Annotated in this window: 13 protein-coding genes and 1 other RNA gene; all 14 read left to right on the top strand. The window is 42.9% G+C overall.

Translation table 11 applies throughout. The features are described 5' to 3' along the window. Positions 1-32 precede the first annotated feature (32 nt). Positions 33-1,058 carry a type I glyceraldehyde-3-phosphate dehydrogenase gene (gene gap, locus KQI22_RS05425; protein ID WP_216551062.1) on the top strand — a complete coding sequence of 342 codons (1,026 nt, stop codon included), beginning with the start codon at positions 33-35 and terminating at the stop codon, positions 1,056-1,058. A gap of 119 nt (positions 1,059-1,177) precedes the next feature. Continuing rightward, positions 1,178-2,413, top strand: coding sequence for a phosphoglycerate kinase (locus tag KQI22_RS05420; protein WP_216551060.1), 1,236 nt, complete (start codon positions 1,178-1,180; stop codon positions 2,411-2,413). A 26-nt stretch (positions 2,414-2,439) separates the two neighbouring features. Further along, on the top strand, positions 2,440-3,186 hold the full coding sequence (tpiA, locus tag KQI22_RS05415) for a triose-phosphate isomerase (RefSeq protein ID WP_022003336.1): 747 nt from the start codon (positions 2,440-2,442) through the stop codon (positions 3,184-3,186). 240 nt (positions 3,187-3,426) lie between these two features. Beyond that, a complete protein-coding gene (locus KQI22_RS05410; RefSeq protein WP_216551058.1) occupies positions 3,427-4,686 on the top strand; it encodes a fibronectin type III domain-containing protein in 1,260 nt (419 codons plus the stop codon). Between the two features lie 132 nt (positions 4,687-4,818). Continuing rightward, positions 4,819-6,363 carry a 2,3-bisphosphoglycerate-independent phosphoglycerate mutase gene (gene gpmI, locus KQI22_RS05405; RefSeq protein WP_216551056.1) on the top strand — a complete coding sequence of 515 codons (1,545 nt, stop codon included), beginning with the start codon at positions 4,819-4,821 and terminating at the stop codon, positions 6,361-6,363. A 256-nt stretch (positions 6,364-6,619) separates the two neighbouring features. After that, positions 6,620-8,323: a methyl-accepting chemotaxis protein gene (locus KQI22_RS05400; RefSeq protein WP_216551054.1), complete on the top strand. Its 1,704-nt coding sequence runs from the start codon at positions 6,620-6,622 to the stop codon at positions 8,321-8,323. A gap of 70 nt (positions 8,324-8,393) precedes the next feature. Further along, the gene (gene secG, locus KQI22_RS05395) at positions 8,394-8,633 is read left to right on the top strand and encodes a preprotein translocase subunit SecG (RefSeq protein WP_216551053.1); all 240 of its coding nucleotides are present in this window, start codon (positions 8,394-8,396) and stop codon (positions 8,631-8,633) included. An 81-nt stretch (positions 8,634-8,714) separates the two neighbouring features. After that, complete coding sequence (gene rnr, locus KQI22_RS05390; RefSeq protein WP_216551052.1) at positions 8,715-10,841, top strand: ribonuclease R; 2,127 nt, start codon at positions 8,715-8,717, stop codon at positions 10,839-10,841. Between the two features lie 44 nt (positions 10,842-10,885). Next, positions 10,886-11,350, top strand: coding sequence for an SsrA-binding protein SmpB (gene smpB / locus KQI22_RS05385; protein ID WP_022003342.1), 465 nt, complete (start codon positions 10,886-10,888; stop codon positions 11,348-11,350). Then, positions 11,351-11,691: a transfer-messenger RNA gene (gene ssrA, locus KQI22_RS05380) on the top strand. Positions 11,692-11,780: 89 nt separating this feature from the next. Continuing rightward, the gene (locus tag KQI22_RS05375; protein WP_216551051.1) at positions 11,781-12,365 is read left to right on the top strand and encodes a hypothetical protein; all 585 of its coding nucleotides are present in this window, start codon (positions 11,781-11,783) and stop codon (positions 12,363-12,365) included. Between the two features lie 77 nt (positions 12,366-12,442). Further along, positions 12,443-13,129, top strand: a complete 687-nt coding sequence (locus KQI22_RS05370) for a response regulator transcription factor (protein ID WP_216551050.1) — start codon at positions 12,443-12,445, stop codon at positions 13,127-13,129. Between the two features lie 24 nt (positions 13,130-13,153). Continuing rightward, the gene (locus KQI22_RS05365; protein ID WP_216551049.1) at positions 13,154-14,632 is read left to right on the top strand and encodes a sensor histidine kinase; all 1,479 of its coding nucleotides are present in this window, start codon (positions 13,154-13,156) and stop codon (positions 14,630-14,632) included. Positions 14,633-14,723: 91 nt separating this feature from the next. After that, entirely contained in the window at positions 14,724-15,422 is a 699-nt protein-coding gene (locus KQI22_RS05360) for a hypothetical protein (RefSeq protein ID WP_216551048.1), read from the top strand. Positions 15,423-15,800: the final 378 nt, after the last annotated feature.

Genomic DNA, 15,800 nt, shown 5'->3' with positions numbered 1-15,800 from the left:
TATAAAAATTTCATTTTTAGGAGGAATCTAAAATGGCAGTAAAAGTAGCAATCAATGGTTTTGGCCGTATCGGTCGTCTTGCATTCAGACAGATGTTTGGTGCAGAAGGTTATGAAGTAGTTGCAATCAACGACTTAACATCTCCAAAGATGTTAGCACACTTATTAAAATATGACTCTTCACAGGGTAGATATGTAGCTCTTGGTGAAGAAGATCAGGTTACAGCTGATGACGAAGCTGGTACAATCACTGTTAAAGGCAAGACAATCAAGATCTACAAAGAGCCAGACGCAAATAACTGCCCTTGGGGTGAAATCGGAGTAGACGTAGTATTAGAGTGCTCAGGTTTCTATACATCTAAAGCAAAAGCACAGGCTCATATCAATGCGGGTGCTAAGAAAGTTGTTATCTCTGCTCCAGCAGGAAACGACCTTCCTACAATCGTTTACAATGTAAACCATGAAACATTAACAAAAGAAGATACAATCATTTCTGCAGCTTCTTGTACAACAAACTGCTTAGCTCCTATGGCTAAAGCATTAAACGACTTAGCTCCGATCGAATCTGGTATCATGTGCACAATCCATGCTTACACAGGTGATCAGATGATTCTTGACGGACCACAGAGAAAAGGCGATTTAAGAAGATCTCGTGCAGGTGCTGTTAATATCGTTCCTAACTCAACAGGTGCTGCTAAAGCAATCGGCTTAGTTATTCCTGAATTAAACGGTAAGTTAATCGGCGCTGCTCAGCGTGTTCCTACCCCTACAGGATCTACAACACTGTTATTCGCAGTAGTTGACAAGGCTGTAACAAAAGAAGAAGTTAACGCAGCTATGAAAGCTCAGGCTACAGAGTCATTCGGATACAACGAAGAAGAAATCGTTTCTTCAGATATCGTTGGTATGAGATTTGGTTCTTTATTCGATGCAACTCAGACAATGGTTTCTCCATTACCAGATGGAAAGACTCAGGTAGAAGTTGTTTCTTGGTATGACAATGAGAACTCTTACACATCTCAGATGGTTCGTACAATCAAATACTTCGCTGAATTATAAGATTTAGTGGACGAGCAGTAAAGACCTTAAAGGGTCCGGTCTTATGGACCGGACCCTTTTTTATATCATAGAAGATTCTGCGGAATTTTCTGTAAAATCAAAATGGGAGGCAATTAAAAATGGCATTAAACAAAAAAACAGTCGATGACATTGACGCAAAAGGAAAAAGAGTACTCGTAAGATGTGACTTCAATGTACCTTTAAAAGATGGAAAGATCACAGATGAAACACGTATCGTAGCAGCTCTTCCTACAATCAACAAACTGATCAATGATGGCGCAAAGGTTATTCTTTGCTCTCACCTTGGCAAAGTAAAAAACGGTCCTAACGAAGGCGAGTCTTTAGCACCGGTTGCTGAAAGATTATCTGAAAAACTTGGCAAGAAAGTTACATTCGTAGCAGATTACAATGTAACAGGACAGGCAGCTACAGATGCAGTAGCAGCTATGCAGGATGGCGATGTAGTTCTTCTGCAGAATACACGTTTCCGTGGAAAAGAAGAAACAAAGCCACAGGAAGCCGGCGAAGCATTCGCAAAAGAACTTGCTGATCTTGCTGACATCTATGTATGTGACGCATTCGGTTCTGCACACAGAGCACATGCTTCTGTAGCAGTTGTTACAAAGTATATTTCTGAAAAAGGCGGCGTAAACGCAGTTGGTTATCTGATGCAGAAGGAAATCGACTTCCTTGGCAATGCAGTAGAAAATCCTGTAAGACCATTCGTAGCAATCCTCGGTGGTGCTAAGGTTGCAGATAAGCTGAACGTTATCAACAACCTGATCGAGAAGTGTGACACACTGATCATCGGTGGTGGTATGGCATTCACATTCTTAAAAGCAAAAGGATATGAAATCGGTAAATCATTAGTAGATGATGAGAAGATCGAATATTGTAAAGAAATGATGGAGAAGGCTGAGAAGGCTGGTAAGAAGCTTCTTCTTCCTATCGATACAACAGTAGCAAAAGAATTCCCTAACCCAATCGATGCTGAGATCGAAGTTCAGGTTGTAGACGCTGACAAGATCCCTGCTGATATGGAAGGTCTTGATATCGGTACAAAGACAGCAGAACTTTATGCAGATGCAGTAAAATCTGCTAAGACAGTTGTTTGGAACGGACCGATGGGTGTATTCGAAAACCCTACACTTGCAAAAGGTACAATCGCAGTTGCTAAAGCATTAGCTGAAACAGATGCTACAACAATCATCGGTGGTGGTGATTCCGCAGCAGCAGTAAATCAGTTAGGCTTTGCAGATAAGATGAGCCACATCTCAACAGGTGGTGGAGCTTCTCTGGAATTCTTAGAGGGTAAAGAGCTTCCGGGCGTATACGCTGCAGATGACAAAGAATAATTAAAATATTTAAGGAGAATATAAAAATGGCAAGAAGAAGAATTATCGCCGGCAACTGGAAAATGAACATGACTCCAAGCCAGGCAGTAGAATTAGTTAACACATTAAAGGATCTCGTAGTAAACGATGCAGTAGATGTTGTTTACTGTGTACCTGCAATTGATATCGTACCAGTAGCAGAAGCTATCAAAGGTTCCAACGTAAAACTTGGTGCTGAGAACTTCTACATCGAAGACAAGGGTGCTTTCACAGGAGAAATTTCCGCTCCTATGTTAAAAGATGCCGGTGTTGAATACATCATCATCGGTCACTCCGAGAGAAGAGATATCTTCGGTGAGAACGATATCCTGATCAACCAGAAAGTAAAGAAAGCTTTCGCAGCAGGTCTGAAGCCAATCCTTTGCTGTGGTGAGTCTCTTGCACTTCGTAAAGCAGGCACATACAAAGAGTGGATCGCAAGACAGATCAAATGGGATCTGACAGACGTAACAGCAGATCAGGTAAAAGAACTGGTTATCGCTTACGAGCCAATCTGGGCTATCGGTACAGGTGAAACAGCTACTGCTGATCAGGCACAGGAAGTATGTAAGATGATTCGTGAGGTTATCGCTGAAATGTACGATACAGATACAGCAGAAGCTGTTCGTATCCAGTACGGCGGATCTATGAATGCAGGCAACGCAGCTGAGCTTCTTTCCAAAGATGACATTGATGGCGGCTTAATCGGTGGCGCTGCATTAAAGCCGGATTTCGGTAAGATTGTAAACGCTTAATCCCGTCTGCTCATAAGATGATTAAGTGACTGAAATAATGTAAATTCTGAAAGGCTATCTGGTCTGCAATGTGCAGCCCGGATAGCTTTTCCTGTTGTTTGAAACATCAGATGGGGCATTAGCCGCTTAAGAAAAGATTAAGAATCTTTCGACGAAATTCTCTTTTTATATTTGCTGTTTTAGAGTAAAATATAGACATGGACAGGATGTAATGTTCAAATAGACAAGGAGGGATTTTAGATGAACAAAATGATCAAAATCAAGAAAGCTATGGTGGCATTTGCAGCTGTTCTGGCGATGTCACTGATGCTGTTTCCATCAGTAAAGGCTGATGCGGCAGTAACAGTTCTGGCAGCACCGAAAGATGCAAAGCAGACAGTTTCTACTGAAACAGCAGTAAGAGTTGCGTGGTCAGCAGTATCCGGTGCAACTGCATATGTATATTCTTATTCATCAGATAATAAGACATATACAGGAGAATCTTTGACAGGAAATGGTGGTAAGGATACATTTGTAAATCTTGCTGGCACAAACTGGACGGCAGGAAGTACATATTATGTCAAGATCAGAGCATTTGATGGTACAAAGTACAGTGAGGCAGTCGTAGCGACGGTTGCAACAGCACCGAAAGCACCGGCAACAATGACACAGGTTGCTGCAGACAACACATCAGCAACAATTTCATGGGCAGCAAGCACGGGCGCAACAGGATATCTGATCCGCTTTGGTGCTACACAGGCAACAGCAAAGGATATTCAGGTTGTTAAGACAACTTCTGTAAAACTGACAGGCCTTACAGCAGATTCTGCATATTATCTTGCAGTATACCCGATCAGACAGGTGACAACATCATTTTACGCTTCTGAAAATTGTGTTGAAAATCCACGTGTGCTGACAACAGCACCTGCAGTGACGGGACTGAAGCTTGCGTCATGGGATGTTAAATCCAATATTGTGACACTTCAGTGGAACAATACAGCAAAATATGAAAATGGTTATCAGATTGAAATCTATAAAGCAGATAATAAGCTGGCAAAGATATACAATATTTATGGCAGACGCGCAAAATCCAAGACATTTATCTTAAAAGCAGTGAAGAATACACCATTCCAGTATCGTATCCGTACTTATACATTTATGAACGGTGAGAAACAGTATGGTGCATGGTCTGATCTGGCATATGCCATCCCGCAGGCAAATGTTTCTGCAACCAAGGTTTCTGATACAGCAGTAAAGCTGAGCTGGACAAAGGTACCGGGCGCTAAGAACTATACAGTATACAGAGCAACAAAAGAAGGCGGCAAATTCAAAAAAGTTGCCACAACAAAGAAAGCCTCTTACACTGTAAAGAAGTTAAGTACATATAAAGATTATTACTTCTATGTAAAAGCCAACAGTATTTCCATTGGCGGAAAGAAGAGAAATTCCACAAAACTGGATGAGCAGAATGATATTTATGTATACATCCAGAAATATAGTGATTCTGTTACAACAGATTAATGTAAATGAATGAAGGCAGGATATACAGCTGTATATCCTGTCTTTTTCGTTCTGTAATCTTGAAAAACAGGCGCGGAACGTGTATACTAATTTCGCAAGATGGAAACGGAATAAAGAAAAAGGAGATAAATCATGAGCAAAAAAACAACAGTATTGATGATCTTAGACGGATACGGTTTAAATGAAAGAAAAGACCATAATGCGGTAGCTGAGGCAAACACACCGGTTATGGACAGACTGATGAAGGACTATCCGTTTGTAAAAGGTAATGCATCCGGAATGGCAGTTGGTCTGCCGGAAGGTCAGATGGGTAACTCAGAAGTCGGACATCTGAACATGGGCGCAGGACGTATTGTATATCAGGAACTGACCAGAATTACGAAAGAAATTCAGGACGGTACGTTCTTTGAAAATCCGGCGCTTGTAAAAGCTATGGAAAACTGCAAGGCAAATGACAGTGCATTGCACATTTACGGACTGGTATCAGACGGTGGCGTACACAGCCATATTACACACTTATATGGCGTACTGGAAATGGCAAAGAAATTTGATCTGAAAAAGGTTTATGTACATTGCTTCCTAGACGGACGTGATACACCGCCTGCATCAGGAAAAGGCTATGTAGAGCAGCTTGAAGCAGAAATGAAGAAACTTGGCGTTGGTAAGGTCGCATCTGTATGCGGACGTTACTATGCAATGGACAGAGATAACAACTATGACAGAGTAGAGCTGGCTTATAAAGCGCTTACAAAGGGCGAGGGCTTGACAGCAGACAGCGCAACAGCAGGCATTCAGGCTTCTTATGACAGGGATGAGACAGATGAATTTGTAAAACCGACAGTCGTTGTAGAAAACGGTAAACCTGTAGCAACAATTCAGGATAAAGACAGCATTGTATTCATCAACTTCAGACCTGACCGTGCAAGAGAGATCACACATGCTTTCTGTGATGATGAGTTTAAGGGATTTGAGAGAGGAAAACGTCTGGATGTGACATATGTATGTTTCTCTGACTATGATCCGACAATCCCAAATAAAGATGTTGCATTCCACAAGATCGCAGTGACAAATACATTCGGCGAATGGCTTGCTGCAAATGATATGACGCAGGCAAGAATTGCTGAAACAGAAAAATATGCACATGTTACCTTCTTCTTTAACGGTGGTGTAGAAGAGCCAAATAAAGGAGAAGACAGAATTTTGGTAAATTCTCCTAAGGATGTCGCAACATACGACTTGAAGCCGGAAATGAGCGCCTACGAAGTATGTGATAAGCTGTGTGCTGCAATTAAATCTGAAAAATATGATGTGATTATCATCAACTTTGCTAACCCGGATATGGTAGGACATACCGGCGTGGAAGCAGCAGCAATTAAGGCTGTAGAGACTGTAGATGAATGTGTAGGAAAAGCAGTAGATGCACTTCTGAGCGTCAACGGAACTATGTTTATCTGCGCAGACCACGGTAACTGCGAGCAGCTTGTAGACTACGAGACAGGTGCACCGTTTACAGCACATACAACAAATCCGGTACCATTTATCCTGGTAAACTATGATCCTGCATATACTTTGAGAGAAGGTGGATGTCTGGCTGATATCGTACCGACTCTGATTGAGACAATGGGTATGACAAAACCGGCAGAAATGACAGGAAAATCTTTACTGCTCAAGAAATAATAGTATCGGGAACAGGAAATAAAATAAGCAAATAAAGGATAGGTTCTGTCTGCGGATCATAACTGCGGCAGAACCTGTTTTTCTATAGGGAAAACAACGCGAAAAGAAGTGACAGATCACGACAAAAATGACCGAAAATGCATAAAAATAAACCACTTTTGAACATAAAAAAAGAAAGATCTGTCAGGATGGTTGAAGCCGGAAAATGGGAATGGTAAAATAAATTTTATAAAACAATTTAATAGGGGTGGTTAATATGAATCAAAAAGTAAAAGCACAGAATTCTATTAAGGTTAGATTAGTTCTCTCTTTCCTCATTATTACACTGGCAACGGGGATACTTTTGATTTGGAGCTATGCACCAACGGCGGAGAGGGAATTAACCGAGTTATCTCAACACTATATTGAAGATCTGGCTATGGCATATGGAGGTGTCCTGGACGGAGAAGTCAAGAAAGCAGACGGAGATGCAACCTATGTTTTGAAGACTGATGCATTGTCGCAGAAGTTAGATGGAGTCGGCATTGAAGGTGTGGAATCCAGCTATGTGTATGTAGTAGATGAGAATGGCACAATGGTATATCATCCGGATGGCAGCAAGATTGGGAAGCCTGTAGAAAATGAAGTGGTCAAACAGGCGGTACAGGATGTCAAGGATGGAAAAGATGTTAAGAGTGGTGTCCGGACTTATGATTATAGAGGAGAAGTCAAGTATGCAGCTTTGTATGTCAGTACATATCAGAAGTTCATGCTGATCGTTTCCGCCAATGAAAAAGAAGTACTTGCACCGGTTACAAAAATGAACAGAATGGGAGCAATATCTTTAGCCGGAACGGTTATCATCGGTCTGATCATTGGCATTATCTTTTCCGGCGTAATTGTAAAGCCAATTGTCAGAATGACAAACTTTACAAACAGATTGTCCTCTATGAATTTCTCTGACCATGAGACAGGGCAGAAGCTTTTTGCAAGAAAAGATGAAATCGGTGCAATGAGCCGGGCGCTGGAACATTTACGGATTGAAGTTGCAGGTGTAGTCAGAGAGGTGCGCGAGCAGAGCGAGCTTCTTCTGGAGGCATCTAATCATGTGCATGACAGTGCTTCCGAGACTGCAACAACGATGCAGCAGCTTGACAGTGCAGTGGGAGAGATTGCAGATGGTGCATCTTCCCAGGCGGGCGATACACAGCTTGCAACAGAAAAAGTTGTCAATATGGGCGATATGGTAGAGCAGACGGCAGATCAGGTAGATGATCTGATGAAATATGCAATGCGTATGCAGCAGTCCGGACAAGGTGCAACGCAGGCACTCGAACAACTGGAACAGGTAAATGATCAGGCGATGCAGTATATTCATGTAATTGCAGAACAGACAGATACGACAAACGCATCTGCAGGCAAGATCCATGAGGCTGCAAGTATGATCACAGAGATCGCTGAGGAAACGAATCTGCTTTCATTAAACGCATCAATAGAAGCAGCCAGAGCAGGGGAACAGGGACGAGGCTTTGCAGTGGTAGCTGCACAGATCCAGAAGCTGGCAGAACAGTCTAATGAATCTGCAAAAGAGATCAGCGAGATTATCCGTGTTCTGATGGAGGATTCCCAGAAAGCAGTTTCCATTATGGAAGATGTAAAAGAAATCTTTAAGAAGCAGAGTGAGCATGTAGATAATACAAAACAGGCATTTGATGAGATTCAGAAAAATGTAGAGCAGTCTATAGCCGGTATGTCAGCGATTGACGATAAGACAAAGCGGCTTGATAAGGAAAGAAGCGGTGTGATTGATATTGTACAGAATCTGTCAGCGATCGCACAGGAGAATGCAGCATCCACAGAGGAAACGTCAGCTTCCGTAACAGAAGTAAAAGCAATTTCTGATCAGCTGTCAGAAGAGGCTGTCAGCCTTAAGAATATTTCATATACGATGGAACAGAGCATGTCTGTTTTCCAAATTTAAAAGAAAAGGCTTGTAATTTGATGATAGGTATGCTAGGATAATAATGTTTGTGACGGTAGGAGGTTTATAAATGAGCGTTATCAGAATTATTTTAACAGTGTTATTTATCATCGATTGTATCGGTTTAACAATTATAGTGTTAATGCAGGAAGGAAAGAGTGCAGGTCTTGGAGCTATCAGCGGAGCTGCTGAAAGCTATTGGGGTAAGAATAAAGGTCGTTCCATGGAAGGTGCGCTTGTGAAGATCACGCGAGTGATGGCAGTATTGTTCATGGTTTTGGCAGTTGTTTTGAATATAAACAAATTTTAAAAGGTTTATGATTACAAAAGCACTCTTTTCAAGAGTGCTTTTCTTTTTTATCAGCTGATGCTTTGAATAGTGAGGAATAAAATGGCAAAAAAAAGTTATGAAGAAAGAAAAAAGATCATATACGATCTGGTACGCGATGCGCTTTATGTGCCCATGAAGGAAAAGGAACTGGCGATCTTTCTGCAGGTGGAGCCTGAGGACAGACCGCAGCTAAAGCAGGCACTGGAAGAACTTTTAAAAGAGCATGCGATCGAGATCACCAAACGCGGAAAGTATAAAGCACCGGAAAATCCGATCCTGGAAGGACGGTTTATTGCCAATGAAAAAGGATTCGGTTTTATTGAGGTGGAAGGACAGGAAGAAGACTATTATGTCCCGGAGGAATATGTGCATTCAGCCTTTCATCAGGACAAGGTCAGCTTCAGGTTACTGCCACCCTCAAGGGGCAGAAGACAGGAGGCGGAGATCGTTTCTGTACTGGAGCATGAGATCACACAGGTGGTAGGTACATTTGAAAAAAGTAAAAGTTTTGGCTTTGTGATCCCGGATGATACGAAGATCCCGACAGATATTTTTATTCCGGCAGGCGCGATTCATGGCGCGGTAGACGGTCATAAAGTAGTCTGTGAAATCTGTGATTACGGCGGAGAACGCAGAAATCCGGAAGGAAAGATCATCGAGATCCTTGGACATCGTGATGATCCGGGCGTAGATATCCTTTCGATCGTAAAGGCGTTCGGTATTCCGACCGAGTTTGAAAAACGCGTGCTGGATCAGGCACAGCGTGTGTCAAATCCGGTTTCGGAAGCAGACCGTGCAGGCAGACTGGATCTGAGAAATGTACAGATGGTCACGATCGACGGAGAGGATGCCAAGGATCTGGATGATGCAGTATCGCTGACGATGGAAAACGGAATGTACCGGCTGGGTGTGCATATTGCGGATGTGACCAATTATGTGCAGGAAAATTCGGCACTGGACTGGGAAGCCAAGGAAAGAGGGACAAGTGTATATCTCGTTGACAGAGTGATCCCAATGCTGCCCCATACCCTGTCCAATGGCATCTGTTCCTTAAATGCGGGAGAGGACAGGCTGGCACTGAGCTGCCTTATGACAATCGATGAGACCGGAACTGTAGTAGACTATAAGATCGCGGAAACAGTCATCTGTGTGGATAAGAGATTGAGCTATACAGGTGTCAGAAAGATACTGGAAGATCATGATGCGCAGGAGATCGAAGCCTGTGAGGCACTTGTGCCAATGCTTGAGCAGATGCAGAAGCTGTCGGAGATCGTTCGCAGGAAAAGAAGAAACCGCGGTGCAGTGGATTTTGATTTTCAGGAATGTGAGATTAAACTGGATGAAAGCGGGCATCCTGTAGATATCCTGCCACATGAACGAAATGTGGCAACTAAGCTGATCGAGGATTTTATGCTGCTGGCAAATGAAACGGTGGCACAGCACTTTTTCTGGCTGGAAGTGCCTTTTGTTTACCGGACACATGATAAACCTGACCCTGAGAAAATACAGAAGCTGACGACATTTCTGAATAATTTCGGTTATTCCCTGAAAGGTACAAGGGATGAAATCCATCCGAAAGAGCTGCAGAAACTGTTGACAAGAATTGAAGGAACCAAGGAAGAAGATATGTTGAGCAGGCTGATCCTGCGCAGTATGAAGCGGGCGCAGTACCAGGATGTCTGCACAGGACATTTCGGACTGGCATGTAAATATTATTGCCATTTTACTTCGCCGATCCGCCGGTATCCGGATCTGCAGATCCATCGTATCATCAAAGAGTACCTTCGGGGCAGGCTGAAGGAAGAGAGGATCCTGCATTACAAGGACATTTTGCCGCAGGTATGCAAGCATGCTTCGGAAATGGAAAGAAGGGCAGATGAAGCGGAGCGGGAGACCGATAAGCTCAAGAAAGCCGAATATATGACAGCACATATGGGAGAGGAATATGACGGTGTTATTTCCGGCATTATGGCATATGGTATTTATGTGGAACTGGAAAATACGGTAGAAGGGCTCATCAGGGCAGCGGATATACCGGGCGATTACTATGTGTATGATGAAACTGCCTGCGAAATGGTAGGCAGACATACGGGCAACTCCTATCGTCTGGGAGACCGGATCCATGTTTATGTCAAAGATGTGGATCTGCAGAAAAAGACGATTGATTTTGGACTTCACAAAGAATGAAAAATGAGCTATACTTTAAAAACGGACAGAGAGGAAGTGAGAGCATGTCAAAGGAGGCAATGAAATTAGTTGCCAATAATAAAAAAGCATATCATGATTTTTTTATCGATGAGAAGTATGAAGCGGGCATTGCTCTTCACGGAACAGAGGTAAAGTCGCTCCGTATGGGCAAGTGCAGTATCAAAGAAGCATTTGTCAGGATTGAAAACGGCGAAGCGTTTATTTACGGTATGAATGTCAGTCCGTATGAAAAGGGCAATATTTTTAACAAGGATCCGCTCCGTGTGAAAAAGCTGCTGCTTCATAAAGCTGAGATCGGAAAACTGGCAGGTAAAATGGCAGAAAAAGGCTATACACTTGTGCCGCTTCAGGTCTACTTTAAAAATGGCAGAGTCAAGGTAGAAGTTGGCGTTGCCAGAGGTAAGAAGCTCTATGATAAGAGACAGGATATTGCCAAGAAGGATCTGCGCCGCGAAACAGAGCGGCAGTTCAAGATCAAAAACCTCTAAGGGGACGTAATGGTTTCGACAGGGGTCTTGCAGCTGGAGAAGCTATCCGAAGGCGATGGCGTTAAATCGCAAAACTAAAATTAAACGCTGAAGATAATTTAGCATTTGCTGCCTAATGGCAGCTGTCTGACTTAGTGCACCTACACATTAAGACCCAGGCATCGACTATGTAGGAAACGACATATACTAAGCTTTGCGTATATGGGCGTATCATGAAGCTACCAAAGTCTGTCAGGTGTCAGTTCCCGGCAGATGGCGGGAATCCCAAATAACTGACTATGATAGTAGAAGGACAGGGAATAGGCTTTTGGACACGGGTTCGACTCCCGTCGTCTCCATCAAAACGACACCGTATGTTACTAAAGTGATATACGGTGTCGTTATTTTTATGCTATAATAACCGCAAACAGATACAAAAGGAAGAAAACAGATGGAAACCTTTATTGTAGATAATATTGTATTTTATGACCGGGATCTGGCGATGCAGGCAGAAAAAGAGTGGAAGAAGGTCAAGCTGCTGCAGGAAAAACTGGATGAAAAGAATATGGCAAATGTTGCAGTGATGTACCGGAAAGCGGTAGAAGGCAATATTTTTCAGACGCCTGTTGGCATGGCATATCTGCTGAAACTGCGTGAGCTGCTGCAGAAAAACGGCTATGAAGATCTGGCGGCGGAAAAACAGATCGCCTGCCCGCTGCAGAGCATACAGGAAAAGCAGGATGATCCGCTGGAAGAAAAATTGCAGAAAAGAGATGCAATCTGGAAAAGCAGGCTGGATGTGCAGCGGGAAAAAGAAGCAGGATTGCAGCAGCGCTGCAGGAAGCTGAAAGGGATTGTTGTTATGCTTGCAGTTTTGGTAATCGCACTCTTTGCGATCAGTATGACCGGGAAAAATCCGACGATCATCAATTACAGGTCAAAGATCGTAGATCAATATGCCTCCTGGGAGCAGGATCTGAAGGAAAGAGAAGCGGTAGTCAGAGAAAAAGAGGCGCAGCTTGGAATTGCGGAATAAATCAGGAAGAGATTCACATTTTCGTCATAAAGTTGTTGTAGGCTACAAATAAGAATATGGGAAAAGAGGACGGGACTATGGAAAAAATAAAGATTTTGGTCGTGGACGATGAAAGCAGAATGCGAAAGCTTGTAAAAGATTTTTTAGTCAGAAGTAACTATGAAGTATTAGAGGCAGAGGATGGGGAAAAGGCTTTGGATATTTTCTTTGCGGACAATTCCATTGCGCTGATTATTCTGGATGTCATGATGCCTAAGATGGATGGCTGGCAGGTATGTAAAGAGATCAGAGCATATTCCAAAGTGCCGATCATCATGCTGACTGCCAGAACGGATGAACGGGATGAATTGCAGGGATTCCAGCTTGGTGTGGATGAATACATTGCAAAACCGTTCAGCCCGAAGATCCTCGTTGCGCGCGTGGAGGCTGTTTTAAGACGCACAAAGGGGACATCAAAGGATGATGTGATGACAGTGGGTGATATTGTGCTGGATAAGGCTGCGCACATTGTGACGATCGGAGGTAATCCGGTTGAACTGAGCTATAAAGAATTTGAGCTTCTGGCATATTTTATGGAAAACAGGGGAATTGCCCTGTCCAGAGAAGTGATCTTGAATCACGTATGGAATTATGATTACTTTGGAGATGCCCGTACGATCGATACCCATGTGAAGAAATTGCGCAGTAAAATGGGAGAACAGGGCAATTATATTAAAACAATCTGGGGCATGGGTTATAAATTTGATGTAGATACGCAGGCATAACAGGCAGAAAGAGAACGGGTTTGTATGAAACATTCGATTAAGAATCAATTTGCAATGATCTTTATTGCACTTATGACAGGAACGATTTTGCTGTGCTGGTTTTTGAACAGTACCTTGCTGGAAAGATATTATATAAACAATAAACAACATGTGCTGCTTACGGCTTACCATAATATCAATGAGGCGACCAGTAAGGGAAATACCAACTCGGATACATTTAAGATTGAAGTACAGAAGCTTTGCGGTATTTACAATATCAGCATTTTGATCGTAAATGCGGATTCTGATATTGTAACATCTTCTGTACATGAAACAACAGCACTGACACATGAACTGATGGAGCATATTTTTGGCGTCAACAATCAGGATGAAACAGGGCAGGATGAAGTCCTGCAGCAGACAGATTCTTATACCATACAGAACAGCAAGGACTATCGGACAGGCATCAATTATATTGAAATGTGGGGCGTCCTTGATAATGGCAATCCTTTTATCATCCGCTCGGCGCTGGAAGGCATTCACGACAGTGTTAAGATCTCTAACCGGTTTATGGCATATGTAGGACTGCTTTCTATTATCCTCAGCGGGTTTATTATCTGGTGGGTCAGCAGAAAGATCACAGATCCGATCCTGCAGCTTGCTTCTATTTCCAAACGGATGTCAGATCTTGATTTTAATGCAAAATATACCGGAAAAGACAAAAACGAGATCGGGCTTTTGGGAAATAATATGAATCAGATGTCCGACCGGCTGGAAGAGACGATCTCCGAATTAAAGACGGCGAATAACGAACTGCAGAAGGATATTGCAAAAAAAGAACAGATTGATGAAATGCGGAAGGAATTTCTGGCCAATGTTTCCCACGAGCTGAAGACCCCGATCGCACTGATCCTTGGTTATGCAGAAGGATTGAAGGAAGATATCAATGAAGATCCGGAAAGTCGCGATTTTTACTGTGACGTTATCATGGACGAAGCGGAAAAGATGAATGTGATGGTAAAGAAACTCCTGACACTCAATCAGCTGGAATTTGGGAATGACGTTGTGACGATGGAGCGGTTTGACATTGTAGAACTGATCCGGAATTATATCCAATCTGCATCGATTCTGATCCAGCAAAATGAGGCACAGATCACCTTTGAACAGGAAGAACCGGTCTTTGTCTGGGGCGATGAATTTAAAATAGAAGAAGTATTCATGAATTACTTTACGAATGCCCTGAATCATTTAGATGACAGAAAACAGATCCGCATTACGCTCACAAATGAAAATGGGATCGCAAGGGTTTCTGTATTTAATACGGGAATACCGATCCCAGAGGATTCTCTGCCGCATATCTGGGAGAAATTCTATAAAGTGGATAAGGCAAGAACAAGAGCATACGGTGGAAGCGGGGTAGGTCTGTCCATTGTAAAGGCGATCATGGAGTCTCTGCATCAGAGCTATGGTGTCCGCAACCATGAGGACGGCGTGGAATTTTGGTTTGAATTAGAGTGCAAATGATGCTACAATAAATGGCATGGAACGGTAAGTTCAGGAGATTAAATGCCGGGGTAGGAACATGAAAAAGAAAAATAAGATCGTACTATGCCTTTTGGCAAGTACATTATGTATGACGGCGTGCGGCAACAGCATTCCGGATATGACACAGGAGCAGGAGGGGCTTGTGGCACAGTATGCGGCAGGCACTTTACTGGAACATTTAAATGAATCGGGGACAAGGCTGGTGGATACTTCCAAGCCGAAGGAAGAGCCTACACTGGCAGATGCGGCAGCTGTGACGCCGGAACCGACACTGGGCGTGTCTGATAATGATATGGAGGCAGATACGGCGCCGGAGTCCGGTATGGAAAATAAAGAAACTGCACAGGTCTCTGCGACGCAGTTATTGCAGATAGAGCCGCTCACGGTCGCGTATACCGGTTATGAGATATGCGACAGCTATCCGGAGCAGGGCGGGGAAGATCTGTATTTCTCTATGGAGGCAGGAACAGGCAAGAAGTTACTTGTCCTGCAGGTGGCTGTTACAAATCCGGGACAGGAACAGGTGGAATTTGATACCCTGCATAAGCAGAATATCAAATACCGGGTTATGCTGAACGGTACAGACAGGCATCAGGTTATGCTTACTATGTTGGATAATGATTTTTCCGCTATGGATATCATGATCGATCCCGGCGAAACAATGCAGACGGTTCTTCTGGCGGAGGTTTCGGAAGAAACAGCACAGCAGATTACAAGTGTTGATCTGGTCATCCGGTCAGACAGTGATGAAGTGACACTTACACCTTGAAAAAACGTAGGAAAAGCTTGGAAAAATAATTCGACAAAAAAGTAAAAAAAATTCCAAAAAATAGGTTGACATGCCAGAGGCATGGTGCTATTATAAGCAAGTCGCTTGTGAGACACGACAGTGAATCACAAAAAACGACAAAAGAAAATAAAAAAGGTGTTGACAAACGGCAAAACGCATGATATTATATCAGAGTTGCGTCGAGAGATACAACACAGAACCTTGACAAATAAACAGCAATGCAACCCTGAAAATTCTAAAAAAGAATTGTTCAGAGAACAAAACCTAAACAAAGTAAATTAACGGTTAAACTTAGCTAGAGTTAATTTTGACCAAAGATCAAAACTTAAACATGAGAGTTTGATCCTGGCTCAGGAT

This window comes from Kineothrix sp. MSJ-39 (assembly GCF_018917935.1).
In the GTDB taxonomy this organism is placed as follows: Bacteria; Bacillota; Clostridia; order Lachnospirales; family Lachnospiraceae; genus CAG-194.
The sequence above is the reverse complement of the archived record's forward strand: the minus strand, read 5'-3'. Positions and strand labels throughout refer to the sequence as shown.

Bases quoted from the DNA above. Each gene is read 5' to 3' on its own strand.
- rnr (WP_216551052.1), top strand. From the start codon at position 8,715: ATGGCAAAAAAAAGTTATGAAGAAAGAAAAAAGATCATATACGATCTG.
- KQI22_RS05375 (WP_216551051.1), top strand. From the start codon at position 11,781: ATGGAAACCTTTATTGTAGATAATATTGTATTTTATGACCGGGATCTG.
- KQI22_RS05400 (WP_216551054.1), top strand. From the start codon at position 6,620: ATGAATCAAAAAGTAAAAGCACAGAATTCTATTAAGGTTAGATTAGTT.
- tpiA (WP_022003336.1), top strand. From the start codon at position 2,440: ATGGCAAGAAGAAGAATTATCGCCGGCAACTGGAAAATGAACATGACT.
- secG (WP_216551053.1), top strand. From the start codon at position 8,394: ATGAGCGTTATCAGAATTATTTTAACAGTGTTATTTATCATCGATTGT.
- KQI22_RS05370 (WP_216551050.1), top strand. From the start codon at position 12,443: ATGGAAAAAATAAAGATTTTGGTCGTGGACGATGAAAGCAGAATGCGA.
- KQI22_RS05365 (WP_216551049.1), top strand. From the start codon at position 13,154: ATGAAACATTCGATTAAGAATCAATTTGCAATGATCTTTATTGCACTT.
- KQI22_RS05420 (WP_216551060.1), top strand. From the start codon at position 1,178: ATGGCATTAAACAAAAAAACAGTCGATGACATTGACGCAAAAGGAAAA.
- gpmI (WP_216551056.1), top strand. From the start codon at position 4,819: ATGAGCAAAAAAACAACAGTATTGATGATCTTAGACGGATACGGTTTA.
- gap (WP_216551062.1), top strand. From the start codon at position 33: ATGGCAGTAAAAGTAGCAATCAATGGTTTTGGCCGTATCGGTCGTCTT.
- smpB (WP_022003342.1), top strand. From the start codon at position 10,886: ATGTCAAAGGAGGCAATGAAATTAGTTGCCAATAATAAAAAAGCATAT.
- KQI22_RS05410 (WP_216551058.1), top strand. From the start codon at position 3,427: ATGAACAAAATGATCAAAATCAAGAAAGCTATGGTGGCATTTGCAGCT.